Annotated in this window: 20 protein-coding genes; 13 read left to right on the plus strand and 7 right to left on the minus strand. The window is 61.5% G+C overall.

Going from position 1 to position 26,582, the window contains the following annotated elements:
• Positions 1–655 precede the first annotated feature (655 nt).
• Entirely contained in the window at positions 656–1,222 is a 567-nt protein-coding gene (locus OSA81_00005; protein ID MDE0897372.1) for a hypothetical protein, read from the minus strand.
• Positions 1,219–2,715 carry an amidohydrolase family protein gene (locus OSA81_00010; GenBank protein ID MDE0897373.1) on the minus strand — a complete coding sequence of 499 codons (1,497 nt, stop codon included), beginning with the start codon at positions 2,713–2,715 and terminating at the stop codon, positions 1,219–1,221. The genes OSA81_00005 and OSA81_00010 overlap by 4 nt, the downstream gene beginning before the upstream one ends.
• A 40-nt stretch (positions 2,716–2,755) precedes the next feature.
• On the opposite strand from OSA81_00010, the gene OSA81_00015 reads away from it, so the two are divergent.
• From OSA81_00015 to OSA81_00060, 10 genes are all read left to right on the plus strand, one after another.
• Complete coding sequence (locus OSA81_00015) at positions 2,756–2,998, plus strand: hypothetical protein (protein ID MDE0897374.1); 243 nt, start codon at positions 2,756–2,758, stop codon at positions 2,996–2,998.
• Positions 2,999–3,049: 51 nt separating this feature from the next.
• On the plus strand, positions 3,050–4,534 hold the full coding sequence (locus tag OSA81_00020) for a tryptophan 7-halogenase (GenBank protein ID MDE0897375.1): 1,485 nt from the start codon (positions 3,050–3,052) through the stop codon (positions 4,532–4,534).
• A gap of 94 nt (positions 4,535–4,628) precedes the next feature.
• Positions 4,629–6,350 (plus strand): quinohemoprotein amine dehydrogenase subunit alpha, encoded by a 1,722-nt coding sequence (gene peaA, locus OSA81_00025; protein MDE0897376.1) that lies wholly within the window; start codon positions 4,629–4,631, stop codon positions 6,348–6,350.
• The gene (gene peaB, locus OSA81_00030; protein ID MDE0897377.1) at positions 6,347–7,819 is read left to right on the plus strand and encodes a quinohemoprotein amine dehydrogenase maturation protein; all 1,473 of its coding nucleotides are present in this window, start codon (positions 6,347–6,349) and stop codon (positions 7,817–7,819) included. Before peaA ends, peaB begins: the two co-directional genes overlap by 4 nt.
• Positions 7,816–8,178, plus strand: coding sequence for a quinohemoprotein amine dehydrogenase subunit gamma (gene qhpC, locus OSA81_00035; protein MDE0897378.1), 363 nt, complete (start codon positions 7,816–7,818; stop codon positions 8,176–8,178). Before peaB ends, qhpC begins: the two co-directional genes overlap by 4 nt.
• Positions 8,179–8,259: 81 nt before the next feature.
• The gene (locus tag OSA81_00040) at positions 8,260–9,342 is read left to right on the plus strand and encodes a hypothetical protein (protein MDE0897379.1); all 1,083 of its coding nucleotides are present in this window, start codon (positions 8,260–8,262) and stop codon (positions 9,340–9,342) included.
• Positions 9,343–9,359: 17 nt separating this feature from the next.
• Positions 9,360–11,093 (plus strand): ABC transporter ATP-binding protein, encoded by a 1,734-nt coding sequence (locus tag OSA81_00045; GenBank protein ID MDE0897380.1) that lies wholly within the window; start codon positions 9,360–9,362, stop codon positions 11,091–11,093.
• Complete coding sequence (locus OSA81_00050) at positions 11,090–11,773, plus strand: S8 family serine peptidase (protein MDE0897381.1); 684 nt, start codon at positions 11,090–11,092, stop codon at positions 11,771–11,773. Before OSA81_00045 ends, OSA81_00050 begins: the two co-directional genes overlap by 4 nt.
• Before the next feature lie 77 nt (positions 11,774–11,850).
• Positions 11,851–13,098 carry an alpha-hydroxy acid oxidase gene (locus OSA81_00055; GenBank protein MDE0897382.1) on the plus strand — a complete coding sequence of 416 codons (1,248 nt, stop codon included), beginning with the start codon at positions 11,851–11,853 and terminating at the stop codon, positions 13,096–13,098.
• Positions 13,098–13,853 carry a tetratricopeptide repeat protein gene (locus tag OSA81_00060; GenBank protein ID MDE0897383.1) on the plus strand — a complete coding sequence of 252 codons (756 nt, stop codon included), beginning with the start codon at positions 13,098–13,100 and terminating at the stop codon, positions 13,851–13,853. The genes OSA81_00055 and OSA81_00060 overlap by 1 nt, the downstream gene beginning before the upstream one ends.
• Here the strand turns inward: OSA81_00060 and OSA81_00065 are convergent.
• A complete protein-coding gene (locus OSA81_00065) occupies positions 13,832–15,517 on the minus strand; it encodes a peptidase dimerization domain-containing protein (GenBank protein ID MDE0897384.1) in 1,686 nt (561 codons plus the stop codon). The genes OSA81_00060 and OSA81_00065 overlap by 22 nt on opposite strands.
• Before the next feature lie 747 nt (positions 15,518–16,264).
• Between OSA81_00065 and OSA81_00070 the strand changes: the two genes are divergently transcribed.
• Together OSA81_00070 and OSA81_00075 are read left to right on the plus strand one after the other, a co-directional pair.
• Positions 16,265–16,576: a YhbY family RNA-binding protein gene (locus OSA81_00070; protein ID MDE0897385.1), complete on the plus strand. Its 312-nt coding sequence runs from the start codon at positions 16,265–16,267 to the stop codon at positions 16,574–16,576.
• Position 16,577: 1 nt separating this feature from the next.
• Entirely contained in the window at positions 16,578–16,856 is a 279-nt protein-coding gene (locus tag OSA81_00075; GenBank protein MDE0897386.1) for a hypothetical protein, read from the plus strand.
• A gap of 422 nt (positions 16,857–17,278) precedes the next feature.
• On the opposite strand, the gene OSA81_00080 is transcribed toward OSA81_00075, so the two are convergent.
• The 4 genes from OSA81_00080 to OSA81_00095 are packed head-to-tail and all read right to left on the minus strand — an operon-like array spanning position 17,279 to position 23,792.
• Positions 17,279–18,727 carry an aldo/keto reductase gene (locus OSA81_00080; GenBank protein MDE0897387.1) on the minus strand — a complete coding sequence of 483 codons (1,449 nt, stop codon included), beginning with the start codon at positions 18,725–18,727 and terminating at the stop codon, positions 17,279–17,281.
• Positions 18,724–20,235: an APC family permease gene (locus OSA81_00085; protein ID MDE0897388.1), complete on the minus strand. Its 1,512-nt coding sequence runs from the start codon at positions 20,233–20,235 to the stop codon at positions 18,724–18,726. The genes OSA81_00080 and OSA81_00085 overlap by 4 nt, the downstream gene beginning before the upstream one ends.
• Before the next feature lie 50 nt (positions 20,236–20,285).
• Complete coding sequence (locus OSA81_00090; GenBank protein ID MDE0897389.1) at positions 20,286–22,412, minus strand: MMPL family transporter; 2,127 nt, start codon at positions 22,410–22,412, stop codon at positions 20,286–20,288.
• A gap of 33 nt (positions 22,413–22,445) precedes the next feature.
• A complete protein-coding gene (locus OSA81_00095) occupies positions 22,446–23,792 on the minus strand; it encodes a hypothetical protein (protein ID MDE0897390.1) in 1,347 nt (448 codons plus the stop codon).
• A gap of 136 nt (positions 23,793–23,928) precedes the next feature.
• On the opposite strand from OSA81_00095, the gene OSA81_00100 reads away from it, so the two are divergent.
• Positions 23,929–26,472, plus strand: a complete 2,544-nt coding sequence (locus OSA81_00100) for a CehA/McbA family metallohydrolase (GenBank protein MDE0897391.1) — start codon at positions 23,929–23,931, stop codon at positions 26,470–26,472.
• Positions 26,473–26,582 lie beyond the last annotated feature (110 nt).

A 26,582-nucleotide genomic window follows, 5' to 3' on the forward strand; every position in this document is an offset into this window, starting at 1 on the left:
GTGGAAAAGAAAGTGGCGCCGCTCCCTCGGGGGCGGCGCCACTCTTCTTTGGAGCTCAGACCGATCGCGACCTCAGGTCGCAGTCTGCAAGGATCTCACCGGGACGCATTGGCCACACAGTCGTGAAAGGGTCAATCGTAGCCGGCATCATGAGTGAGAGGCCAAAGAGGTAAAGACCGCAACCCAGCCACGGTGAGATGTCGTCAGGGTTCATCGACCTGCTCAGCAGCAGAAGGTCTGCGGTTGGCTAGACGCTCCCTAGATATGGAGCGAACAACCGGAGCAAGAGCCTTTCGACCCGCGCCGCGTGTGTTGCATGTAGATACTAAAGCTCCCCGGCCGGATGTCGGTCCCGGTCCTGGAACCTGCGAACTGAGTCAGGCTGAACAACCCGCTCGAGCTGCTCGCGTCGTGCGCATAGTCGACTCAGCGCAAAGAGAATACCGGCGTGATCGAGTCACGGAACGGGCCGGCGTCGATGACCCTGCTGCGGGACAGCCCAATTTGGACGCCGTACGCACTACTCTGCCCGGAGCAGCTTGGAAATTGTTGATGCTCCGTCCCAAACGGCACGCCATTGAACAACTGGGCCTCCGCTCGCCGGCACTTGTGGCGACACCGCAACACGGATGTGGCGCATCGCGCCCACACGATGCTAGTGGTCGGGTTCCGGAAGAGGAAATGTAAAAACAGGCCGGATACCGTGCTTATCCATCAGGAGCTCCTCGACCGCAACGACCAAGGGGAGCCTTGATCCGAGACGTACAACCAGCTCTCCCGGCTCGTACATCGAGTGGGTCGCCGGTCCCTCATCAATCGTCGCGCGCATCAGGAGGACCGTTGCGGCCCTGAGACAGACACTCCGATCGCTCCCTTCATCTTCGAGATAGCTCAGGGCCGACTCAATTGCCGCACTGGCTGCGTTTCGACCTCCGCTTCCCCCGGACATGCCCCAGACGATGCTGCCGATTACCGTGAGCAGGGCGCCCAGAATGACGAACGGCGCGATGAACACGAAGCCAGGGACATTGTTCGCCAGCCTAAGGGTTATGGCTGCGGCCACCACGGCAAGCATGGCGGCGAGACAGCCGACCTGACCAGTCGGCGCCGGCAAGTGCGTATCACGGAGATCATCCCTGGCCTCCCTGACCTGCGCCCGATCCTCTTCGTTCAGGTACTCGGAGGGGGTGGCCGATGCGATCGCCTCAGAGAGGTCGCTCATCGGCCAAGCCGAATATTGCCCTTCCACCAGTTCGCTTCCGCCGGGCTGGCCGGTCCCATTCTCCCGACGACCGACGAGAAGAGGGCAGCCGGGTCATAGACCGTCCCGGACCTGATGACCACATGCGCGTTTCGAGTGTCCGTGATCGTCTCGAGCGGATTGCCACGAACGACAAGAAGGTCTGCATACTTCCCGGCCTCGATCGTCCCCAGCCTCTCATCCACTCCCATGGCTCTCGCCGCATTCGCGGTCCCAGCCCGAAGTGCGACGGCATTCGGGATTCCGGCGAGCACCATCGCGTGAAGCTCCCGGTGGGATCCGAACCCACTGAAGAACTCTCCCCAGCTTGGGTGGTCGGTGCCGAGCGTGAGTTGATCTCCACCGACGGTGTCATAGAAAGCTTTTACGGTTTTTCGCTTCACATAGTAAATACGCTCGAACTGATCGAGCGGCTCTCGGGGCAAACGCTCTTCGACCACCTGGCGAGCGAAGGGTGACAGAAAACCCATCTCATCTGCCCAGTAATCGTAGACGACCGGATCACGGTCTGCGAAGTAGCCGTAGGCAGTAAGAGTTGCATCGAAGAACGCACCCTGGCCCACGAAGAGTCGCGACTGCTGAGCGATTTGACCGGCCGTCGCTGGATCCGTGAGGTCCAAGGATTCCAGAGACGCATAAGCGGACTGGCTCCCCGGTAGCGCATCACCACCGAGGAAGTGCTCGATGCGATCAATACCCATGAGGATGGCATCGCGAGGGTTCACGCTGTTCCGAAACCCGGAGTCGAGATGTCCAGTGACAGTGAGGCCATGCTCATGAGCAACGTCAATCACGACGCGGAGCTGCTCGGGCCGGATGCCCTTAGCTTTAAAGCCGCGAGCCCCACTCAGGGCCCATTGCGCCGCTTCCGCGCGAATCGAGTCCGGAGTCATGGCCTCATGGCTCCACCCGGGTCGCGCCGTGCCCCAATACGGCCCAGAACTATAAATCCTAGGGCCAGGAATTTCTCCGGATGCGATCCGTTCTCTTCCGCGGCGCGCCTCCACCGGGTCGATCTCCCCCGCCGGAAAGGTAGATGTCACCCCGTTGGCTAGGAAAAGGACTGGATTCACCGTGTACTCATCGACTCTCCCTTCTCCGAACAGGTCGATGGCGTAGTGGGCGTGGAGGTCGAAGAGCCCGGGCATGATGAAATGGTCATCATCGAGGAGAACTGCCTCTGCACCACTCCCGAGCGGGTCGGTCGGGGCGATCTGCAGAATCGTGCCGTTCCGAACCAGGATACCTGGGTTCGGCCTTGCCCCGTCGCTCGTACCGTCCCAGAGTTGCCCCCCCAGAACCACGAGATCGTCAGCCTCCGGAGTAATCTGGGCCACAGCAATCGACGACGACCAGAAGAGCAGGACAGTCGGACCCATCGCGATCATCGCGAAACGCCCTGTTGCGAGTCGGCACCATGCGCTCAACCTTTTTTCCGACAGTCTTTCATTCATGGGATCCAACTTCCGGGCACCCGATCGTCGGAGCAAGCTGATGCCTTACTACGATTACCACTGTGACGCGAACGACAAGACGATTGAGGTCCGGCACGGAATGAACGAGCAGTTAGAGACTTGGGGCGAAGTCGTGGCTCGTGCCGGAGAAGACGCTGCAGACACTCCGGTTAGCGCTTCGGTGGAGCGCCTCATGAGCGCTCCTGTGCCGCTGACCGGAAGCGGCCGCAAGGTCGGGTTCGGGGGATGCGGATCGAGCTGTGTCTGCGTTCCGCAGAACTAAATTGCGTCTGAGCCGGAGCCAACTCTGAGCCGGACCCACTTCGAGGCCATTGTGCTTGGCGGCGGCCCTGCGGGTTGCGCCGCGGCCGCGCTCCTCGCGAAACGAAGCCACAAAGTGGCGCTGGTTCGTCCACACGCCCCCCCCGCGGCCGCCCTCGTCGAGTCGATTCCTCCGTCGGCGAAGCGCATTCTCGATGAGCTCGGCTTTCTTGATCCGGTCGAGCAGGCTGGATTTCAGCCGAACCGAGGAAACTCTGTATGGTGGGCCGGTGAGCCAGTCCGCCGAGAGCAGTTCGGTGATGGTGAGACCGGCTGGCACATCGACCGAGCAGGCCTTGAGACGGTGCTGGCCGGCTGCGCGGCAGCCGCAGGCGTTCAGGTATTCGACGGGTATGCCGCGCGTAGCGCAATCCAGTCAGACAGCTTGTGGACGATCCAGTGTGACACGCACGCAGGCGGAGCGATGGAGCTGACCACAGACTGGCTAATAGACGCCACCGGCCGAAAAGGTGTGATCGCCCGTTCGGAGGAACGCATACCGGATCGAAGCACCACCACGCTCGCTCTCGTTCGCCGCTTCCATCGCTCTGAGGGATGGCCCGAGTCTGACGATGGGCATACGTACGTTGAGAGCTACGATGAGGGGTGGGCTTGGTCGCTTCCGGTCTCCGACACGGTCCGCTGCTTCACCGCGATGATCGACCAGCGTGAGGTGTCACTGGAGGGTAGGGATGTCGGAGAGATGCTCGACGCAGAGCTGCGTAAGACACAGTTCGTCGGGCCCGTACGGGACTCCGCTGAGGCCGTGGGCGATGCCTGGGCCTGCCCTGCGTCCCTGTACTCGGCCACTACGTTCGGCCGACCAGGGCTGCTCCTGACAGGAGATGCCGGATCGTTCATCGATCCGCTGTCTTCCTTCGGCGTGAAAAAAGCACTCTCGTCCGGCTGGCTCGCTGGGATCACAGCCCACTCTGCTCTTGTCGATCCAGCGATCGTGGACGACGCCATCGACTTCTTTGATCGCCGTGAACGAACGGTGTACCGAAGCTTTCGAAAGGTGTCCGCACCATTCTTTAGCGCGGCCGCGGCAAAGTACGGAACGGCTTATTGGGAAAAGCGGGCCCAGGCGGCCATCGAAGCCGCCGGGGGAGAGACGCGCTCCGCTGCTGAGGTGCACGATCGACTCACCGAGGAAGTGCCCGAACATGAGGTGCGCGCGGCCTTCGAAATCCTGCGGGCGCAGGATCGCCTAGCCCCGGCAGAGGGCCCGACGGTTCGGTATTTCGAACGAGCAGGAATCGAGGGCTACCGCATCGTCCGTTTGCGCCATGTGGGGAGCGACCGGATTCCCGAAGGACTCCGATTCGTACGCGGCGTTGACTTCATCACCCTGATCCCGATCGCCCAGCGCCATCCGGACGTCCCTGACGGATGGGCTGCGTATAACAGCGCCGCCCCACCGGTCACGCTGCCCGACTACCTCACGGCACTCTCGACTGCGTTCGCGGCCGGCTTTCTCGTGCACTCCGAGGACTGACCTTTAGGCGTAAGGTCTCCCTTCAACACTGGCGAAGCGGCGCCCACATCGGCAGGATGTCACGATCTGGTCTTCTCGAACCCGCTTGGAGCCGATGGTGTCTTCCACGCGTTTCTCACTCTCGATCGCAGGGACAGCAGCACTGGGTGTTCTACTCGCCTGGAGCCCATCCCCAAAAAACACCGTCTCTCATCCATCGATGCTGGCCGAAGATGGGTTTGCCATCGAGAACCAGAAGGTTATCGACCGTTGTTCTCGATGCCATGAAGTGGATGACGAAGGCAGGATGTCCCGGATCTCCTACCTGAGAAAAAGTCCGGAGGGCTGGCAGACCTCGATCCGCCGGATGGTCGCTCTGCATGGGGCCCGACTCAATCAGGAAGATGCCCGCGACATCGCCCGGTATCTCGCGAACGAGCAGGGCCTCGCGCCAGAGGAAATGAACCCGGGTCGCTTCGAGGTTGAGCGCCGGTCGGGAGACTATGACTGGGATGGAGACTCGGACGTCGAGTACACCTGTATCCAGTGCCATTCGATGGGTCGGGTGATAACGCAACGGCGTGCCGCCGACGAATGGGGATACCTGCTCGATACGCACCGTTCGCTCTATCCGCTCGTTGATTTCCAAGCGTTTCGCTACAGCGGGCCCGCTTCCGAGCAGGACGATCCACGACATCCAATGGACCGGGCGATCTCCCACCTGTCCGAGAGCTTCCCATTGGAAACGGCAGAGTGGTCAGCCTGGTCGGCAACGAAGCGATCCCCACGGCTCGCTGGGACTTGGGCATTATCCGGGTACGAAGTTGGAAAAGGCCCAATTCACGGCACAGTCACGATCACGGCTGACCCGAACGACTCCGACGCCTTCACGACATCTACTAACTACTTGTATCCGGAGAGCGGACAGAGTGTCGAACGGACGGGGCAATCGCTCGTTTACACCGGGTATCAGTGGCGCGGTCGTTCGAATCCTGGAGCCGACAATGAGCTCAGGGAGGTCATGTTCGTCGAGCGCGACCAGCAAGAAATATCAGGGCGCTGGTTCTCGGGCAATTATGACGAGATGGGCCCCGACGTCACACTGCGCCGGGCTGGGACAGCGGCAATAGTTACAGGCGTCTATCCCATGGCGCTCCGGCAGGGTGGATCCGTGGAAGTGCGCGTCTACGGCGCCAGCCTCATGGCGGGCACCCCATCCGACCTCGACTTTGGCGCCGGGATCTCCGTCGCCTCCGTCAGCGGTCCGAGCAACGGCACCCTCCGGGTTCAGCTCTCCGTCGCTCAGGACGCTGCGATCGGCCGCCGTGATCTCTTCGCATTCGGTGGCCTCGTCGAAAGTGCCGTGATCGTCCACGATGGGGTCGATCGGATTGCTGTCACCCCGGAGACTGGCATGGCCCGGACAGGTGGCGCAGCCTTCCCGAAGGGATATCAGACATTTGAAGCGGTCGGCTTCGACAACGGCCCAGACGGAGAACCGGACACGGACGACGACCTGAACCTTGGGCGCGTTGAAGTCTCTTGGATCGTTGAGGAGTACGCTACCACGTTCGGCGACGATGACATTCAGTTCATCGGGACGATGGGCCAGAACGGAGTCTTCTACCCCGCACTGGACGGGCCCAACCCTGATCGTGTCGGGAACCGCAACAACATCGGTGACGTCTGGGTCGTGGCAACCCATCGCAACGAGAGTGGGGAAGAACGCTCCGCGCGGAGCCACCTCATTGTGACAGTGCCGCTGTATATGCGTTTCGAACCGTGGCGTGAAATCGACACGGAACGTCCACCCGTAGGAGAAGGAGCGGGGCGATGAATCCTCCAGTTGCAACCGGAGCCTCAGATACCACGGGCTCGAGCCCTGTCCTCGCACTTCGCGATTTCCATCCGTTCGAGGCCCACGGTGCTCGATTCCTCTACATGGTGCCCTCCGCAGGCATCTTCCGGATGGACGAGGCCGGATCCGCCATCCTTGATGAGTTGGCAGCCGGGCCCATCGATGTGGATACGCTCGTCGACCGGATGTCTGGGCGCTTCGACGTTGATCGAGTTTTGGGGACGATCGATGAACTCACTGAGATCCGAGCTGTCGGAAATCCCTCCGCCCCTAAGGAGCAGGTGCCTAACGACCTGCCCCCGGCGGATTTCCCACTCAACACGATGGTCCTCAACGTCACCAACAAGTGCAACTTGGCATGCACCTACTGCTACGAGTACGGCGACGACAAGATCGTCGACACGCAGTACGGCAGTCAGCCAAAGTTCATGAGTGAAGACACTGCAGAGGAAAGTGTCGAATTCCTGCTCGCCGAGTCTCAAGGGCAGCCGATAGCGCATCTGACGTTTTTCGGAGGCGAGACGCTTCTGAACTTCCCTCTTCTGCAGAAGACTGTCGCATACGCGCGCCGTCGCGCTGCCGAGGAAAGCAAACGCATCGAGTTCAGTCTCACGACCAACGCGACACTGCTCCGTCCCGAAATCATTCAATGGCTGGCTGACAACCAGATCGGCGTCACAATCTCGATCGATGGCCCGAAGCCGGTGCAGGACGGGCTCCGTGTCTTCCATAACGGAAAGGGCACCTACGACGTCGTCCTGCCCAAGATCAAGGACCTGATCGACAAACATCGGTCTCGCCCGATCGGGGCACGCGTCACGCTCACACAGAAGAACATGAATGTGATTGAAATCTTCCGTCACCTTACAGAAGAAATCGGTTTCTGGGATGTCGGGCTGGCCCCGGTCACGACTCAGGACCAGCGGGACTATGCCATCACGCCCGAGTCGAAAGACGACATGCTCCGCCAATTTGAAGAGCTGGCGAACGAATGGCTCGAGTGTGCGCTCAAGGATGAGCATCATGGTTTCTCGAACGTGAAGGACACGATCGAAGAGATCCACAAAGGTGTTAGCAAGGCGTACGGCTGCGGTGCCGGCCTGGGCCTCATGGGCGTGGCGACGGACGGTGACGTCTCGTTGTGCCATCGCTTCGCCGGATCCCCGGAGCACACCATCGGGACCGTGAAGGACGGGGTCGATCGGAAAAAGCAGGAGAAATTCCTCGTCGATCATCACATCGCATCGAAGACCGATTGCCACACCTGCTGGGCGCGGCCGATCTGTTCAGGGGGCTGCTACCACGAGGCTCACGTTCACTACGGTGAGTCGTCACACGCCAACCTGCACTACTGCACTTGGGTCCGAAGTTGGACTCACACTTGCTTGGAGATCTACGGAGCCCTGGCAGAGAAAAATCCAAAGTTCCTGGAGCGATTTGACGCATGAAACACCTAAAACCGATAAACCAGAAGGCCAATCGAATCGAAGCCTGGGTCGCGCACGAGGTCGCGGTGGCCAAGGGCGACGAGATGGACGTCGTAGGACTGCGAACCCCGCCGCACGAAGAGGGCGGACCGCACTTTCCACTGGGGTGCTCCCTGGTTTTCTCACCCGGATGGGAAGTCGACAGTCAGGGGGGTACGGCCGGACTCTGTCAGCCCGTCGAACGCGACATCTTCGACTGTCACATCTCGTGCTTCTGGCCAGCACACGTGCCGGATCAGCTGAACCACGCCCCCGACTGGACCGGGCAGTGTGCATCGGCGCAGAAGGACTGGCGCAAGCTTGACCTCATCTTCCCCTAGGGACGAATTGACCGGTGTTTCGGCGCCGGACTGGAATCCAACATCCCGATCGGATTAGGCATCACCTGAGTCGAAATCGACATGCGAACGACCCTCATCTTTGCAGCCTTCACGGCCCTCTCTTTCGGAGTCGCGGCGCCTCAGGCGTCGGCTCAGACCGCGACTTGGTATATCTCGACCTATACCGACCAGATGCTGGTATGGGATGAGGAGTCCGAGGAGATCATCGATCGGGTCCAGATGAATCGCATCATCCCGAACGGTGTCCAGCTCAACGAGACCAGCACTCGACTGTACGTCGGCGAGGCGTCCGGTCAGTACATGCAGATCGTCGACATCGCGTCTCGCGAGGTAATCGACGAATTCACCCTTTCGCATGACAACGTCGTTGTCCGAATCGATGAATTCGCTCCGCACCCTTCGGATGAACGCGCGGTACTCTTCGTGAAGAAGTACACGAAGCACAGCGACCGCTATGAGGTCGAGGGACCGTTCATCCTCGAATACGATCTCATCACCCATCAAGTCACCGATACGATTCCGTGGCCGGATGGAGAGGAGAGAGACAACGTCGGATTCCGCTATTCACCGGACGGCGCCACACTCTACTTCTACACGAACGACATCATCGCGGTCGACACCGAATCTTACGAAGAGGTCGATCGCTGGAAGATTTCCCAGCCGCTCGAGCCTGGCCTTGGTCGCCCGAGCTTCGGTACGGAATCCGACACCTATGACGAGCCGGGCGTGGCCACGAGTCTCTTCCGCATGCGGGACCCGGTCCAGAACCGCACCCTCATGGGTATCGCTCAGGTGAGACTGTCCGAGAAGGAGATCGATTTCTTCACGCTCGGGCCGGCGGAGCCGGTAGGTCGCTTCGCACTCGCGCCTGGTGGCGAAAAAGGGTACGCCCTCTATTCGACCGTCGGCCAATACGAATTCTGGGAATTCGACCTTGTGAACCAGCGTGTTTCGCGGCGAGTGCCCTTTGAAGGGAGACCTCGCATGGGCCTCGACGTAAGTGCGGACGGGACGAAGGTCTATGTGCATGTCGCCGGGAACACCATCGACGTGTACGACACTGCGACACTCCAGTTCATGCGGTCGGTCGAGTTCGATGAAGACATGACCCTCGGCAACGTGGCTATCATCCCGGGGCGCTAGCAGCACCCCGCTCCCCTGTGACATTCGTTGACCCACACTTCCGGCGAGCGCTGACCTACGTACGTCCGTACCTGGGTGCTCTCGTGCCGGTCGTTGTGCTGGCGCTGGCGTCGACACTCCTCACGCTGGCCCTTCCCTATTTGTCGAAGGTCCTGATCGACGATGCGATCGGAGGGCAGGACTTTCCGCTTCTCCTGCGCATCTCAGTCCTGTTCTTCGCAATTACACTGCTCTCTTTCGGATTCAACGTCTTTTCAGGCATGCGTTACACGAGGGTCTCGGCCGCCATCCTGTTCGATATGCGGCTCGACCTTTACCGGCACCTTCAAAAGCTCTCTCCCCGTTTCTACGCTCGGACGCCTCTCGGCGACATCGTCTCCCGGATCAACGGAGATATCGGGGAGATCCAGCGCGTCATCACCGAAGCCGCACTGTCCTGGTTCGGACAGGTCGTCGCCTTCGTCGGAACGGTCGCCATGCTCGTGTACCTCGATTGGCAACTTTTCCTAGTAGGCCTGCTCGTCATGCCACCCTCGCTCTTGGCTCTGGTCCGATATCGACGCGGGTTGGAGGATCGTGTTCGTGTCCTGCGGGAACGAAGCGCCAACATCGGGTCGTTCCTCATCGAAACACTTCAGGGAATGCGAACCGTCGTCGGATCGAATGCTCAGCCAAGGGAAATCAATCGCTTCCGGGGACGGAACGACTCGTTCGTGGAAGCCCTCCTCTCCATGCGCCTCTTCACCTACATCTGGGGCGGGCTCCCCGGGCTGATGCTGACCGCGGGGACGAGCGCAGTCTTCGTGTACGGCGGCTATCGCGTCATTAACGGGGCCACCACGCTGGGGACGTTCGTGGCCTTCATGGCCTACCAGTCCCGACTGATGACGCCCGTGCAGGGTCTCATGGGTATCTACACAAACCTCGCCACGGCCCGAGCGTCACTTGTCCGCGTCCACGAGCTGCTAGAGGCCACGCCCGATGTTGCCGAAACGGAAGCATCGACCAGGCTCACCGAGTGTCGGGGATCCCTGACCCTCGAGGAGGTGAGCTATGGTTTCGGCCGCGGGACAGAGGGGCTGGTTGGCGTCAATCTCGAGATCCCTGCTGGACAGATCGTGGCAATCGTCGGTTCCAGCGGCAGCGGGAAGTCGACCCTGGCTGATCTCTTCTCGCGGCAACTCGATCCGAACCAGGGACGGGTGCTCCTCGATGAGGAGGACCTTACGACGCTGGCGCTCGCAGATGTTCGTCGTCACGTCGCCGTGGTCGAGCAAGATCCATTCCTATTCCATGTCTCGGTTGCAGATAACGTCGGGTACGCCCGACCCGACGCGACCCGTGCTGAGGTGACCGAGGCGATCGACGCCGCTGGGCTTGGAAATCTGGTCCGCACGATGCCAGAGGGAGCCGACACAGTGGTCGGAGAACGTGGCCGTCAGTTCTCTGCGGGAGAACGACAGCGTCTCGCAATCGCGCGGGCCTTTCTGTCGAATCCGTCAGTGCTCGTGCTCGACGAAGCGACTGGCGCACTGGATCCGTCCTCCGAAGCCGCAGTGCTCGAGGGATATAGGAGGGTGATGCGTGGCCGGACGACCGTGATCATCACACATCGCCTCGACCTCGCGCGGCAATCCGAGCGAGTCATCGTGCTCAAGGACGGCCAGGTCGTAGAGGACGGACCGCCAGGAGTCCTCGAAGCTGAAGGTCAGGCGTTTCGAGACCTGTTCCTTGATGTGCTGGCGGGATGACGGACGACACCGGACCCGATCGTGCCGTGATTCATGTGGCCGTCATCGACAGCGGAGCTCACACGCCCCATCCACACCTCCCCGAGGTGGCAAACGGCGTCGCCTTCGACCTAGAGGGCCGCGAATCCGACGACTGGGTCGACCGACTTGGCCACGGCACGGCAGCGGCCGCCGCGATCCACGAGAAGGCGCCCACAGCGAGGCTCAATATCGTCAAAGTCTTCGATCGTGAACTCGCGACGACGGTCTCCACGCTCGTGCGGGCAATCGACTGGGCGTCCCAGCGAGAGATCCACCTCATCAATCTGAGTCTAGGGACACCCAACGCCTTCCGTGAAGAGGAGCTCGCCCCTGCGGTGGAGCGGGCAATCGCTCGTGGTTCTATCATCGTTTCTGCGCAGGAGCACGACGGCAGAATCTGGTATCCGGGGTCGATGAAGGGTGTTGTGGGTGTCGTCATGGACCCGGCACAACCCCGTGAGCAGATCGCAGTGACGGAGGTGGGTAGCGGCACCACTCTTCAAGCATCTCCGTTCGCGCGTCCCATCCCAGGCATACCTCCCGAGAGAAACCTCAACGGAATCAGCTTCGCCGTGGCCAACGTTTCGGGTGTACTGGCGGGAATTCTGGCAGAGCGTCCGGACGTGCGATCGGCGAGCGGGGCGATCGGGCTGATCTGACCCGAGGTCAACGACCTCAGTTTGACTCCGAGCTCTCGCGGTCGCACCGTGGCCCGACCCCACACCACTGAGACCGTATGCGACTCCTTGAGATCCGTAAAGACGTGCAGCGACGTGATTTCCTGCGTTGGCTCGCCGCCAGTCCACTACTCGCGTCCGCCGGGGGCCTGGCAGGCCTCGAGCCGATCATCGCGCAGGAGGCCCCGCGCAGAGTCTTCGACGACATCATACAGAGCGCAGGCGAAGCACTTGACGTCTGGGATATGCAGCGGGCGGCCGAAGCCACCGTCCCACACGCCCACTACGGCTACATCATGACTGGTGTGGACGGGGAAGAGACGTACGGGAACAACCGAGCGGCTCTCGAGCGGCTCTACCTCAGAGCCCGTCGACTCATCGACGTGTCGACCCTAGACACGAAGGTGAATCTCTTCGGCCAAGAGTGGCCCACGCCGCTCATGATCGCACCATGCGGCAGTCAGCGAGCCTTCCACCCCGAGGGAGAGCTGGCCGTAGCACGCGCAGCGGCTGCCCGGACGCACCTGCAGACGCTCTCGACAGTGTCGTCTACAGCGGTCGAAGAAGTGAACGAGGCACGGGGCGAGCCCGTTTGGTATCAACTCTACGTGGGTGGGCCCGGGCCTACACACTGGGAGGGTGTCACTGCGCTCGTGAACAGGACCCGGGAAGCGGGCTGCCCCACGATCGTTCTCACCGTGGACCTGATCGGCGGGAGTAACCGCGTCACGCTCGACCGATACAGACGCACCGATGATCGGGACTGCACGAACTGCCACAAGAGCGGAGGACGGGCAGACCCCGTGAAACCGAATCTCCGAGGGCTACCGCAGGGTCCACGAGAGGCGGGGATCGGGCGAGACATGACCTGGGACTTCATTCACCGCCTGCGCGACATCACAGACCAGAAGATCATCGTGAAGGGGCTGGTGACGAGAGAGGACGCCGAAGAGTCCCTGCGCAACGGAATCGACGCGATATGGGTGTCCAACCACGGGGGTCGTGCCGAGGGTGACGGGCGCGCCACGATCGACGCTCTTCCTGAGGTTTCGGATGCCATCTCGGGCAGGATGCCGATCATCGTGGACAGCGGCTTCCGGCGTGGCTCTGACCTCGTGAAAGGCATCGCACGCGGAGCAACCGCAGTGGCTGTTGGGCGGCCCTACCTATGGGGTCTTGGAGCGTTCGGGCAGGAGGGCGTCGAGCGCGTCCTCGAGCTTCTCATGCGAGAAATGGAGATCACGATGCGCGCGATCGGGGCGCCGTCTCTCGAGTCGCTTGGACCTCACTCGATCGGAGTGGACTGATGAGCCTCAGGCTCATCCTCCGAGTCACCGCACGCGCGCCAGCCTTGTCGCTGTTCCTGGGAGGTCTGCTTCCTTCAACCGGAATGGCACAGGCGACGACGGCCGCCGACGGGCGGCTCCTCGAATCGATCGACTACTACACCGGCGTCGCGGGCACCGTAGACGACTCTCGGGCGCAGTTGCTGCTGCTCGAAGTCGCGGCCGATCCGGACGACGTGCTCGCTCAGATGTGGATGGCCCGGGTCTACTCGACCGGCAGGATGGGCTTCGAACGAGACGTCGAGCGAGCGCGAACAATCTCCAGTGAAGTGATCGACGAGATTCGTGACCTGGCCAACGCAGGCGATATCGAAGCCATCTTTCTCATGGGCACGGCGTACGACGAAGCTCTCGGCGTGGCCAGCGACTTCCCGGAGGCGCGGCTCTGGTATGGGCGCGCAGCTGAGCTCGGGCACGTCCTCGCTGCGCACAACGTGGGTAACATGTACAGCGATGGCCGTGGAGTTGAGGTGGACCACGAGGCCGCCGCTAGATGGTGGGTGCGAGCAGCCAGCGCGGGTGACGTGATCCCTGCGCTGCGTTTGGGAGAGGCCTTCGAGGCAGGACGAGGGGTGGAGCAGAGTCTCGACTCGGCCCGTGGCTGGTACGGGAAAGCTGCCGCCGCGGGGAACGCAGCGGCCGCCGAGGCCCTGGCACGTCTGAGGCGCCCTAGCTGGACCGCCTTGGGCATCATCTACATGCCGCCGGCACCCTGATCGCTGATGGATCCAATCCTGCACTGACCATCCGGCTGCCGTAGCGTCGGATAGGAAACACCGAGCTGCTCGAGGTAGGAGTTGTACCGTTCGGAATCGAAGTAGAAGGGCTGCATCTCTTCGCGAAACTCATCCATTATGTCCGCATTCATTTCGATCGCGGGCTGATCGGTCGGACGAATGAAGGGAGAGTATTGCAGGTCTACGGTCTGCACATCGTTGAAGTAGCTCCAGGCAGACTGGACCAGTTCTGGGGTGACCATGAAGTCGAGCACCGTCATCGCCTGCGCCATCGCACCCTGCGTTGCACCCTTGTGAGCGATGGGCGTTGCCATTGCGATCGCGTTCGCCCAGTTGTGACCGGGCAGCCCCGGGATGTTTGATGGGAAGGACAGCGTGGCGGTGGGGACGTTCCAGGAAATGTCTCCGATGTCATCGGCATAGCCGGCGGTGCGCTGGGCCTCCGTCAGCCCGCCTCGGAGTGGTGAGAGCTCGGTCGCGAGTCCGGTCGTCGGACCATCGACCTCTTCCTGTGTGGCCCTCGCGAAGCGCTGATCCCCGTCGGTCCACTCGGGGAGCCCAACCCTTTCGATGTTCGAATACAGCGTCTCAGCGATGACCTTGTTGAAGTGACCGGGCCACGCGGAGCCAATGATCCGCGCGGGCCGCAACGTGGTCCCGGTCATCATGGCCGCGCCCTGAGCAACGGAGTCACCGATGGTGAAGAGGTCGCGGATCTGTGGGTAGTTCTTCTCGCGGAAGTAGAACCAGACCGATGCCTCGGACGGAACAACGTTCGGCTGATCTCCCCCGTCATAGATGACCGAGTGTGAGCGGTGCTGCGTGCGCAGGTGCTCCCTCCGGAAGTTCCAGCCGACCTCCATGAGATTGGCAGCATCGGCTGCGCTGCGCCCTCTCCAGGGAGAGCCACCCGCATGCGCCGCGAACCCTTCGAAGGTGAACATCGCCGAGATGAGCCCGGTGCCCGGCGTCATACCCCAGTTCGTGGAAAGATTTGAGCCGACATGAGCATACAGGACGATGTCCACGTCGGAGAAGATCCCTTCTCGTACGTAGTACGCCTTGGTCCCGACCAACTCTTCTGCGACCCCAGGCCATATCTGGATCGTCCCCGGCAGGTCCTCTCTCTCCATGAGGTCCTTCACGGCGAGCGCCGCCGTAATCTGGACCGCCATGCCGGAGTTGTGCCCCTCCCCGTGCCCAGGCGCCCCGTCGACGAGGGGAAGATGACAAGCCACACCCGGGGTCTGTGATGCCTTCGGGATGTTATCGATGTCCGTGCCCAAGGAGATCTTTGGCTCACCCTCACCCCAGGTTGCGACCCAGGCAGTAGGGATACCCGCTATCCCCTCTTCGACACTGAAGCCATTGTCCTTCAGAAGCTGGACGAGATAGCGCGAGGTCTCGAACTCCTGGAACCCCAGTTCTCCGTAACTGAATATCTGGTCCACCATGTTGGCGGTGAACTGCTCCTGCCCCTGGATGTACGCGACCAACTGCGACTTCCAGTTATCGAGACGTGCGTCCTGAGCGGACGTTGGAGTAGCCGTCAGGCCGGCGCAAAAAAGTGTCAGCGCCCCGGTGAGAAGCCAGCCGCGAATAGCTGTTAGAGTGAGGTGATTGCGGCCGGGGTGAGCGGTCATGGTGCTACTCCTGTAGAGATGGACTGCGGCCAACATGGCTCGTAAGGGCACGCCCGGCGAGACAGCTGACGCTGGATCCGATGACGAGTTGGCCTAGCCCATCAGTGATCCGACCTCCAGATCTTCGACACGGTGCGGGGTATCGCCGTCGACCCCCGAGGCGCGGTTAGCGTCTCGCGGAAGGCAGGTGGGTGCCTAGCGGCCGACGTCGTCAGCAGGGATGGCATGCAGCACCGTGAGCGCGATCGATCTTGCCCGCGAGAGCAAGGCAGTCCGCCTCGTGCATGGCGCCCTCGGCGGAAGAAGGATTCGACTGCCAGCGAATATGGGGATCCGCGCCGATCGGATTGCAGAACGGTCCCATCGCCTGAAATGACTCTGCACCCGTGACGGCACTCGACCGAACTGGGTTCCACCCGGACTGATTCCTCGACGACTGGATCGATCGCCGCGGGGTCGTGTGCGCCAAGGCCGATATCTTCGAGGATCAGGGCGATCACACCCTCACCCCAAATGTGGCCATGGCCGGGACTAGAGTCGTTTCTGGATTGACGCTCATCTTCCTTCTCTTGTCCGAAATCCGGTCCTACTTCGTGTCCCCATCTGACGTGCGATTTCACGGAACCAACTCATCTGCAGCCCTGACTTTTTCAAGCGGCATACCGGACGGGTTTCGCACGGGTGGTCCCGTTGCCAGCTTCTTCACCCCTCCACGCCCTATCCACCGGAGCCCGACTCCGGAGAATTATGACCCAGCTCACCTCGAAACAGCGCGCGTACCTCCGCAAACTCGCTCATCCTCTCAAGCCGGTCGTACTCGTTGGCGGTGACGGTGTCACGGACGCCCTCATCTCCTCAGTAAGCGACGCGTTCAACAGCCGTGAGCTACTAAAGGTCAAGTTGCAGGAATCGGCTTCGATCAAAGTTCGAGACGCTGCGAACCAGATCGCCGACGCTCTGGAGGACGTACATGCGGTCCAGACCATCGGAAAGACGATGGTCCTGTATCGGCGCGATCCAGAGGATCCGGAAATCCGGCTGCCTTCTGCACGGAGCTGACATGTCTCGGGCCTTCGTCAAAGAAGACGACCACGAAAAGGAGCCAGAGTTTCGGCTCCCAGATCCAGGGACGGCCTACTACGACGAGGCAGCCTCGTGGGCGCTTATTCAGGGTGCCGATGAAGGGAATACGAAGGGAGCCGAAGTCGCCACAGGATATGTCTGGGGAGACCCGCTGCTGACAAAGCCCATGGCGATGATTCTGGAACAGGCGGAAGCCGATGGGCAGGATCGCGTGGCCCAACTCGCCCGCCGGTATCTGAAGGCGGCAGCCCGCTAACTGCCTGGCTGGGCCAGGTTGATTTCGAAGCAGGTCGTATCGACACAGTAATCGTGACACGAGGCGATCGTCCCGAAGCCCATCGATGGGTACACGCTTCGGGCAACGTGTAGCTAAGGAGCCAGATCGAGTCGCAGGGTGACATAACCCAGGTCAGAGGCGGCGGGGGTAACCGCCCGGGGGCTCACACTTAGAGGCGCTTCATCTCACAGATGTTCGGCGATTCGAGTCGCGACAGCACTAGAGATTCCATCGATGTGCCAGCGAGCGCAACATACGGCTCGGGAAGCCCTGTAAAACTCGCCTTCTGGGTCTTTCGAACGAACACCCACGGTTGTGCGAAATCACTGCATACCCGGTAAAGAGTACACGGAACTGGTCGAACGCCGGGCCAGCATCGACCCGCTCGATGATCAACTCGGTCATTCCGGACCGACGACCGCCTCAGCCTCGATCTCGACCAGGTATCCTTCTCCGATCAGCTCGGCCCGGACCAGTGTATTGGCTGGCTGAACATGCCCGAGTCGAGCTCCGTGGGCTCTGGACACGGCTTCTGCTACGCTCGCATCGGCGACGTAGATCCGTGTCCTGACCACGTCATCGATCGAGCCACCGAGCGACTGAATCGCCCCTTCGATCTTGTCGAGGCAAAACGTCGCCTGCGACTCGGCATCAGCCCCACCAATGAGCCGGTCACCATGGGTTGCAGTCGTGCCGGACACGAAGATTCGATCGCCCTTTCGGACTGCACGGGCGAAGCCGGCGAGATCCTCCCATACGGTACCGCTCAACGCCCTCTGCCTGTCACCCGGGCCGTCCAGGATTGTATAAGGCGCGGGCATCGATTCGAAGTGATCACTGAGGTCACCCGCGGCCGTCAAGAAGGGCGGCTTCCTGTACTCGTCACCGCAATCGCCTGGAATGGGCCGGAGGGCCGCCAGCGAGGTGCGAATGTCCTCGTTGCTCTCCTCATCCAGTTCAAAATCAAACAACCGCGCGGTGTCCGCGATGTGTTCACTTCGCCCAAGACGGGCGCCCACGATGATGCCACCGACACCGGGTGATTCCAGCATATACCGGCACGCGACGTTAGCGACGGACACCTCGAGACGGTCTGCTGACCGGCGCATCGCGTCGAGCAGGGACTGAAACGGGCCCCATCCCCCGGCCGTGTCGATGAAGCGCTTGTACTTCATCTGCGACCAGGTCTCGAGCGACTCCAACGCGGGCTCCACAGCCCCGACCCAGCGGTCCGTCAAGAACCCGCCCGCCAGCGTCCCAAAAGCAAGAATGCGCACACCTCGCTCCTCGCACAGGTCAGCCATGTCTCCTGCAGCTCTCTGGTCGAGCAACGAATAACAGATCTGGTTGGATGCAATCTCGACCCCACTATCGAGCAGCATGCGCACATGCGCCGTGTCCGTATTCGTGAGGGCGAGGTGCCGGATCACACCTTCCTCCTTCAGCGTCTGCAACGCGAAGATGCAGTCCATCCAGCCCGGGTCGGCGTAGCTCCATGCGTGGAACTGCAGAACGTCGAGGACCTCGACGTTCATTCTGCTTCGTGCGCGGTCGACCGCTTCCCGAACGTCCGCGGGGCTATGACGCCCCGGCTTGGGCACCCACTTGGTCATAAGTTCGCCCTCGCCCGGCCATCGTTGGGCAAAGCGCCCGGAAATGAGCTCCGACGATCCGTAGTGATCGGCCATGTCGAACGAAGTCATGCCCGCGTCGACGTAGCGCTTCATCTCTGAGGCACCTGCGTCGGCATCAAGGTCTTCGCCCTCCCGCTCGAGGTCCGCGACCTGCCACAATCCGGTCAGCACTCTGGAAATTTCGAATCCGGGTGCCAGCTCAATTCGCTCGATCATTCGGCGGGCACGCTCATGAACCGGGCGTCCATGTCCACACCGGCCCGGCGCATAGCTGAGACGCTACGGAAGTACATGACGCTGGCGAAAGCCATCACCGCGATCCAGAGCGGAGTGGAGTGAAAGTACCAGGCTCCCACGTCGGCCGTGAGATCCTTCCAGACATGTACGCCTAGGAAGAGGGCAAGGAGCGCGACACCGGATATGCAAACTACGATCTGAACCGTGCGATTTCGCATGACGAGAATTCGCTCAGAGATCTTGGGATTTCGCTGCGGCATTCTGAGGACGGTGAGGCACATGACCCCGTAGTTGACCAGCATCGACGTCACGAGGATATCGACTCCGAGGAAGAAGTCGCCTGCGAAATGGCTCCCGAGAATCGACGCCGACGCCATGAGTCCGCTCAGCACGAGAGCAACGTGCGGCGTATGCCATACAGGGTGTACCGCGGCAACCTGCTTCGGAAAGACACCGTCTTCTGCCCAGGCAAACATGAGCCGTGACACCGCCAACAACATGGCGGGGAGGTCATTGATCAGGGCGATCGCGGCACCTGCGAGAATCAAAATCGTCCACTTCGGCTCCAGCACGTATCCGAGCAGTCCCGGCGCGGTCAGATCCTGCCCCTGAGCACGCTCAGCCACGAACTGCCACGGCACCGTGTGGTACACCGCCGCAGTGAACAGGAAGTAGAACGCACCCACTGTGACGACAGCGATTCCGATCGCCCTGGGCAGCGTCTTACTTGGTGAGCGTGCTTCGCCCCCCGCCTGTGCGATCGAATCGAAGCCGATAAAGCTGGAAAAGAGCACTGCGGACCCGGCGAGCAGCTTGTTCCAGCTGAACTCTGCGACCATGTCCGGAACACGCACTCCTTCACGCGCCATCAGAGACGTTGCGAAATCGTTCTGATCGAAGAGGAATCCCATGACGATGACGACGCCGCCCAGCACGAACATGACGAACATCAGGGGCACCAGAATCCGCTCAACCTTGTCGACGCCACGCATGTTGAGGAGCACTGACCCCCAAAGAAACGCGAGCGCCAGGCCCACGCGCACAGAGCCGGTCTCGAGCACCGCTGCGGCCCCGTCCCAGCCCACAGCCAGAACGACGTCACGAATGAACGGGATCATGACGTAGGAAACCACGCCGATCGCGACCGACAGCCCGAACCACTGCGAGAAGCTCGCGACAAATCCCAGATAAGGGCTCAAGCCGCGGCTCGCGAAGACATAGCTCCCCCCCGCTCGTGGCATCGCCGAGGAAAGACTGGCATAGGCGAGCGCAGCGAGAATCGCAGGGACAGCTGCAAGCAGATAGGCGGGGAGCACATACGGCCCGATGCCCGGCACGCTCCGGTGCAGCATGAAGGGTACGATGTTGATCGCAGCCCCGAGCATGGAGCAGATGCCAGTGGCAGCCAGACCGAGCAGGCCGAGTCGGCGCTTGAGGCCAGTGGTGCGCGGTTTGGCACCGCCAGTGTCAGGCGGAAGTTCAGTCATGAACGTCTTGTGGGCAGAGGGACGACGATAGGAATGGGCGACCGTTGCCGTCAGGAAGCCGAGGCGGACAAGCTTTCGATGGGCGGGCGGCCCAAGCAAGCAAGATGCGGAAGAACCAGCAACGCCATGCAGGCTGCGGTGACGGTGCCTACGATCACTGCTATCCCGAATCGCTGCGTCGGCGGGAAGGACGACAGGACAAAGATCCCGAACCCGGCGATGATGATCGCAGAGGCACCCAGCACCGGTCGCCCGATTTGCGTGACCGCCACCGGCCAAGGTGTATCAACGCCGGCCGCGGCGAGCGCCCTAACGCGCACGACGAGGTGAATCATGGAATCGGCCCCGATCGCCAGGGCGATGTTCGCCGCAGGCGACGTGATGATATCGATCGCAAGTCTGGCATGGCCGAAAGCTCCGAGGATCACGATCGGAATCGTAGCAAGACAGGTCCACATGAGTGCGGCAGTCCGAAGGGACCGACTCACAACGAAGGCCACACCCAGGAAGAGAATGAGGAGCCCTCCGATTCCAATCTTCAAACTGGACCCGATCAGGCGTCCGAGCTGCGCCTGCAGGTCGTACAACCCGGCAACCACGACCGGGCGAAGGCCAGCGGCCTCGACCTGACTCCGGAGGCGTGCGATGACATCCTCGCGCGGGGTAGCACCAGATTCCCGCATCCGCAGGGAGAAGCGCGCGACATCCCTGTCCCGGCTCACGTAGCCCAGGGCGACGTTGTCCAGAGCATCGCTCGACGCGAGGTCGAGAAGTAGGTCTACCGGCAGTAGCCCAGCGAGCGGGATCGTCCGGGCATGATCGATCAGGACCGTGGGCGACAGCACTACGCCGACCGCAGAGTCGGCTTCGAGCGTCGCCTGAAGCGCCTCGAGGCGCCGGTACACGGACCCGTCCGAGACCGAGGATCCACCGGGATCCGCAACGACCAGATCCAGCGTGCTGCTACCGCCGTCCGCGTCGATCTGCGCCAGCCCTTCACGGATTGTCGACCCCTCTGCGAAATAGCTGAGCAGGCTCGGGTCCGTATCGACTCGGCTGACACCTGTGCCGAAGACTACCACAAGAAGCGCCGCGAGCGGGAGGATGTAGCGGGTTCCAGCCAGTAGCTTCACTGGGGCGAAAGAGGCGTGCCTGGCCGCCGGCCGCGCCCATCGTGCTAGGAACGCAGGAAAGATCGCGTAGGAAACCACGAGCGCAGTGGCCGCCCCCACCGACCCAGCGATCCCCAACTCGCGCAACGGTCGCGCCGTCGCCACGAGGAGGCTCGCGAAGCCCAACAGGGTCGTGGTCATGCTCCAGAACGAGCCCTCCCAGGTGTCTCGGACTGCCGTAGAGAGTGCCGCAATTCGTCCTTCCGCCGCGGAATCGCCGCCAACCCATTCTCCACTGCGACGGCGCCAGTTGGCGGTGAGAAACACCACGTGCGACAGCGTGAGCACGAACACAATCGTGACCAGGTTCGCGGTGAGCAGTCCGATGCCCACATTCATCGCTTGGACCAGAAGGAGCGTGCCGGCCACGGAGGTGAAGCACGTGGCAAGAGTTCCGATGACAATGGCCGGATCGCGGAAGACGATCGCAATCAGCAGAGCGAAGACAAGTACCGCCGCAATACTGAATACGATCAGATCGCGATACAGGCTCCTTCGAATCAACTCGACGATGACGGGCACGCCCGACACGACGACCGAGAAGTCCTGGATCTCGTGGCGGCTAACTATCTCCTCGATCCGAGGCAGGAGTGACTCCGGATCAGAGCCGTCGACCAGCAGGACGATATTGGTCGCGGCCGAGTCTGGGGTCAGTAGGATCCGCCGGAAGAGCGGAGAACGCGACGGATCGTCCGTAGTCAAACTGAAGCCGCCGTCTACGCCAGGGACGACCAGCAGTTCGCTGGTAAGTGCGCCGACACGCTCGATATAGTCCTCCCGAGTCCCGCCCAAGGCGGTGACACGGAGAATGATCTGGGCTCCCACCGGGAACCGCTCCGCTACGGACTGCGACGCCTGCATTTGCGGGTCGTCGTCCGCGAAGAAAAAATCTCCTTCTACCTTGGGCGACAGATCCACGAAGCGGACCATCGCGGAGACGAGCAGGGCCGCGAAGACACACGCTCCGAGCGGCGCCGCAGGTGAAATCCAGTACTTCAGAGGCACACGTACCCCGGCATCTGGTCTGGCTGGTTCCGGTCAGCGAATTCCTGCAATGACTTGATCGAACGTACCCACAGCAATCGCGACAGCGAGTTCCTCCTGCATCGCGTGCTCAATTGTCGCCATCTGTCCACCGATGACCGCCGGATCGAAGTAACGCGCCCGGTCACCCTCGAGAACGAGCACTCCTGGATCTCCGTCGAACTCACCTCTCTCGAACGGACCTGCCTGTGACGAAGACACCGTGAAACGGTTCACCTCACGCCCCCATACATCTACGAGGATGATGTCGGCGGCGATGTAGTAGGCCAGAGTCCCTCGCAGCGTAGTGTAGGTCACGGTATCCATGACTGTGGTGCGTCGCGCACCCTGACGAACGTTTCTCGGAACGATCGCCTGGTGTTCACTGCGACTCACGTCCTCCTCTGTCACCTGGATGCTCCGGAGACGACTCATCACACCGAGATCTGCACCAACCAGCTCGACCGCCCTTCCGAGCAGCATGGGCGAGGCGATCCCCCGCCCTCGCAGGAGCCCGCGAAGCTCGTTCCGCAAGGTTACTGGGTCCGCCATCTCGACGAACATCGGAGGTCGCGTCCAGTGATCGAGCCCAAGGTCAGAGTCGAGCCCCATTTCGAATTCGCCACCAAGCCACTCCCGCACACCGGGATCTGCCACCACCGGAGCCACCGCGAGTACGATCGTTCCCTCAACCAAGGCCTGATCCTGGAGGTCTCGCACGGCCAGAGTTGTCGCACGGTCTGGTGAGGACCGAACCTCGAGCGCCATCTGCGCGATCTCGTACGCGGACCGCGGCCGCAGATCCTCAAGCTCGTTTGCGGCCCATTGAAGGGTCACGCGAGTCTCCGCATCGTACGACTCCTCCATCTGTTCACGAGACGGGAGAAAGCTGGTCCTCGAGCTGCTGTAAAACTGTTGGGCTTGGTCCCATCGTCCCGCCGTTGCAGCTTCGTCACCGCGAACCATTTGCCAATCGATGGCGGTGTCGAAGATGACACGCCGGATGGTCGAATAGTCGCCCGGCACATCGAGGCGCCGACCGACCTCGCGAATCCGAGCCAGCATCTGATCAAGCGTCACATACAGGCCTGCTGCCTGGACGGGATCACCGCGACGCTCAAGCCCGTCGGCTTCGTCCATCGCAACCATGACTGCGGAGTCGCCCGAGGCGAGAAGTCGATCCTGGGCCTCCCCGAGTTCACGGTCCTTCTCGACAGCCTCGGCATAGCGATAGACCGCTTCGATGTATCGACCCTGCGATTGCAGCGTGATACCGTCGTTCAAGCGGTCCTCCGCAGAGGCGCAGGCTGTCAGCAGCACTAGCAGGGAAAGCAGCGTCAGCCGAGATCGTGCAACGGACATCTTCAGTCCTTCGTTCTAAGGATCGGGCTCAACGCCTCTCAAGATAGTCGGCGGCCGTCTGAGAGTCATGGTTCTTGTTGCGGCTCTCTCTGATGGGTCTAGCTTCGCTGCTCACATGCGTAACTCGGAGGACGGCTTGCACCAGATAAATTGGACGACACTCGCCACCGTAACAGTCACGATCGGAGTTCTCGCGGGGCCGCTGGTCGCCCAGGAGCGCTTCGGCGAGTATCCCGCTGCACGCATGGGTGCCAACTACATGCACAACTTTTATCTGCCGCCGGCCGTGAACTCAACACCGTGGGCGCCGTCATGGGCACCGGACGGAGAAAGTGTCGCAGTCTCAATGCACGGATCGATCTGGAGCGTCGACGTCGAAACCGGACGTGCCATCGAGCTGGTGTCCGGGCCGAAGTACTACTCATCCCCGGACTACTCCCCGGATGGCCGTTGGTTGATCTACACCGCTGACGACAACGGCCACTCCATCGGGCTCGAGGTACTCGATCTCGGAACCGGCGAAACACACAGTCTGACCGGCGACGAGCAGGTGTACGCCGATCCGTCGTTCTCGCCTGACGGAAGTCGTGTGGTCTACGTCTCCACACAGCCCACTGGATACTTCAACGTCTATCTGCGCGACGTCACGGACGGCAACTGGGCAGGTGAGGCCGTCGCCGTCACCACAGACAATAGCTTCGGCCGGGACCGGCTCTACTTCGGCTCTGAAGATATCCATATCAACCCCGCCTGGTTCCCGAATGGCGATGAGATCCTTCTGGTCTCCAATCGGGACGTCGCGCTCGGATCAGGGAACGTCTTTCGAGTGCCGGCACGGGAGGATGGGTTCGACGAACGCATCCCTGTCTTGGCTGAACAAACACTCTACCGCACGCAGCCCGATGTCTCGATCGATGGTCGTCGTTTCATTTTCTCGTCCACGCGAGGAACGGCTGACCAGTACAACAACCTTTACGTCCAGCCGACCGCAGGTGGCGAACCGTACAAGATGACCTTCTACGACTATGACGCGTTCCACCCACGCTGGTCCCCGGACGGCGAGTGGATCGCTTTCATCGCAAACGCCGGTGGCCTTCCACAGCTCAAGCTCCTCGAGACCTACGGCGGAAAACTCATCGATGTCGACATCACCGGTCAGGGTTGGCTGAACCCCGTCGGGCGCCTCAGCGTGACCACGCTCGGCCCCGAGGGAAGTCCAGTCGGAAGTCGTGTCCACATCACGGCGGCAGATGGGAAGTTCTATGCGCCTGCGAACGAGTACGCACGCATGCCCCAGCGCGCACGCATGGGCGCGTTCCACCACGAGGGCTCGTTTACGATCGAGCTACCCGCCGGTGAGACGAGCTTCACCGTGGTGAAGGGCTTCGAGCACATACCGGTCGAGCAGACCGTGACCATTCAGGAAGGACAAACCACGGAGCTCACGGTCCGGCTCAAGTACCTGGTCGATATGGAGGCTCGAGGTTGGTACAGCGGCTCGACCCACGTGCATGCCAATTACGGCGGCAACATGCACAACTCACTCGAGAATCTGATGATGATGTCGGAAGGTGAAGACCAGGACATCGTCCTCGAGCAGATTGCGAACAAAGACAACCGAATTCTTGACTATCACTACTTCCGCCCGGGTGGCGGCGCACATCCTTTGTCGACCGAAGATCGCATCGTTGTCGTCGGGCAGGAGTATCGGCCACCCTTTTACGGACACGTTTTCATGTTCGGGATGACCGAGCATCTCATCTCGCCCTTCACTACCGGTTACGAAGGGACTGGGATCGAGAGTCTGTATCCGTCCAACACGGACATGTTTAGGAAGGCGAAACGCCAGGGTGCATGGACAGGCTATGTCCACTCGTTCTACGACGGGGACCCACTGGAGGGGAACCTGGGCGGGGCGAAGGGCTTCATCGTCGACGCGGCACTTGCCACCACGGACGCGATCGAGTGGTCTACCTCACAAACCGGGTGGCCACCTCTCTACGCCGTGTGGAACAACGGCATCCGGACGACCCTGGTTGGTGGAGAGGACTCGATCAGCAATCTGCACACGACACCGCTGCTAGGGTCGGTTCGTACCTACGTCCAGATTCCGAATGGCGACTTCACCATGGAGAATTGGCTCAACGGCATGAAGGACGGGCACGCCTTTTTCTCGAACGGCGCCCTCGTCGAGTTCGAGCTGGACGGCCGCATACCGGGCGAGACCATCGAGCTCTCTTCGGGCGAAGAAATCGTCGCCTCTCTCGAGATCAACTCGGTAACCCCGCTCGAGCGTGCAGAGATCGTATTCAATGGTGAAGTGATCGCATCCATCCCGTTCACCGGCGACCGTACCACTCTGTCTTTCGAACGCTCATTTCGTCCAGCTGAATCCGGCTGGTACCACGTACGGGTAAACGGAACCCCGGAAGACAGCTTTCCGATGGATATCAACTGGGTACAGGCAGCGACCAACCCGATCTGGGTGACCGTCGATGGCGCGCCGCCTCGGTCGGCCGAATCTGCCGATTACGCACTCGCATGGATCGACAAGCTGCAGGAGATGGCTGAGGCGTGGCCAGATTGGCGATCTGAGAATGAGAAGGACCACGTCTACGGGCAGTTCGATGAGGCCCGTGCGATTTACCAGAGCTTCAAGGCCGAGGCTTCGAACAGGTAGAAGCCGACCGCGATGAACTCGGCGAACGAAACCGGCCCGGCCCATGTGTGGGCCGGGCCGGTTCTCATGGTATGGCTGCCAGAAGAGCATTCCGGACAGCAGATTCATGA

It is taken from the genome of Longimicrobiales bacterium, assembly GCA_028823235.1.
Classification (GTDB): Bacteria; Gemmatimonadota; Gemmatimonadetes; order Longimicrobiales; family Gaopeijiaceae; genus UBA2589.

Coding starts and splice junctions, on each gene's coding strand:
- OSA81_00005 (MDE0897372.1), bottom strand. CDS start 1,222: ATGAGCGACCTCTCTGAGGCGATCGCATCGGCCACCCCCTCCGAGTAC.
- OSA81_00010 (MDE0897373.1), bottom strand. CDS start 2,715: ATGAATGAAAGACTGTCGGAAAAAAGGTTGAGCGCATGGTGCCGACTC.
- OSA81_00015 (MDE0897374.1), top strand. CDS start 2,756: ATGCCTTACTACGATTACCACTGTGACGCGAACGACAAGACGATTGAG.
- peaA (MDE0897376.1), top strand. CDS start 4,629: ATGGTGTCTTCCACGCGTTTCTCACTCTCGATCGCAGGGACAGCAGCA.
- peaB (MDE0897377.1), top strand. CDS start 6,347: ATGAATCCTCCAGTTGCAACCGGAGCCTCAGATACCACGGGCTCGAGC.
- qhpC (MDE0897378.1), top strand. CDS start 7,816: ATGAAACACCTAAAACCGATAAACCAGAAGGCCAATCGAATCGAAGCC.
- OSA81_00040 (MDE0897379.1), top strand. CDS start 8,260: ATGCGAACGACCCTCATCTTTGCAGCCTTCACGGCCCTCTCTTTCGGA.
- OSA81_00050 (MDE0897381.1), top strand. CDS start 11,090: ATGACGGACGACACCGGACCCGATCGTGCCGTGATTCATGTGGCCGTC.
- OSA81_00055 (MDE0897382.1), top strand. CDS start 11,851: ATGCGACTCCTTGAGATCCGTAAAGACGTGCAGCGACGTGATTTCCTG.
- OSA81_00060 (MDE0897383.1), top strand. CDS start 13,098: ATGAGCCTCAGGCTCATCCTCCGAGTCACCGCACGCGCGCCAGCCTTG.
- OSA81_00065 (MDE0897384.1), bottom strand. CDS start 15,517: ATGACCGCTCACCCCGGCCGCAATCACCTCACTCTAACAGCTATTCGC.
- OSA81_00070 (MDE0897385.1), top strand. CDS start 16,265: ATGACCCAGCTCACCTCGAAACAGCGCGCGTACCTCCGCAAACTCGCT.
- OSA81_00075 (MDE0897386.1), top strand. CDS start 16,578: ATGTCTCGGGCCTTCGTCAAAGAAGACGACCACGAAAAGGAGCCAGAG.
- OSA81_00080 (MDE0897387.1), bottom strand. CDS start 18,727: ATGATCGAGCGAATTGAGCTGGCACCCGGATTCGAAATTTCCAGAGTG.
- OSA81_00085 (MDE0897388.1), bottom strand. CDS start 20,235: ATGACTGAACTTCCGCCTGACACTGGCGGTGCCAAACCGCGCACCACT.
- OSA81_00095 (MDE0897390.1), bottom strand. CDS start 23,792: ATGTCCGTTGCACGATCTCGGCTGACGCTGCTTTCCCTGCTAGTGCTG.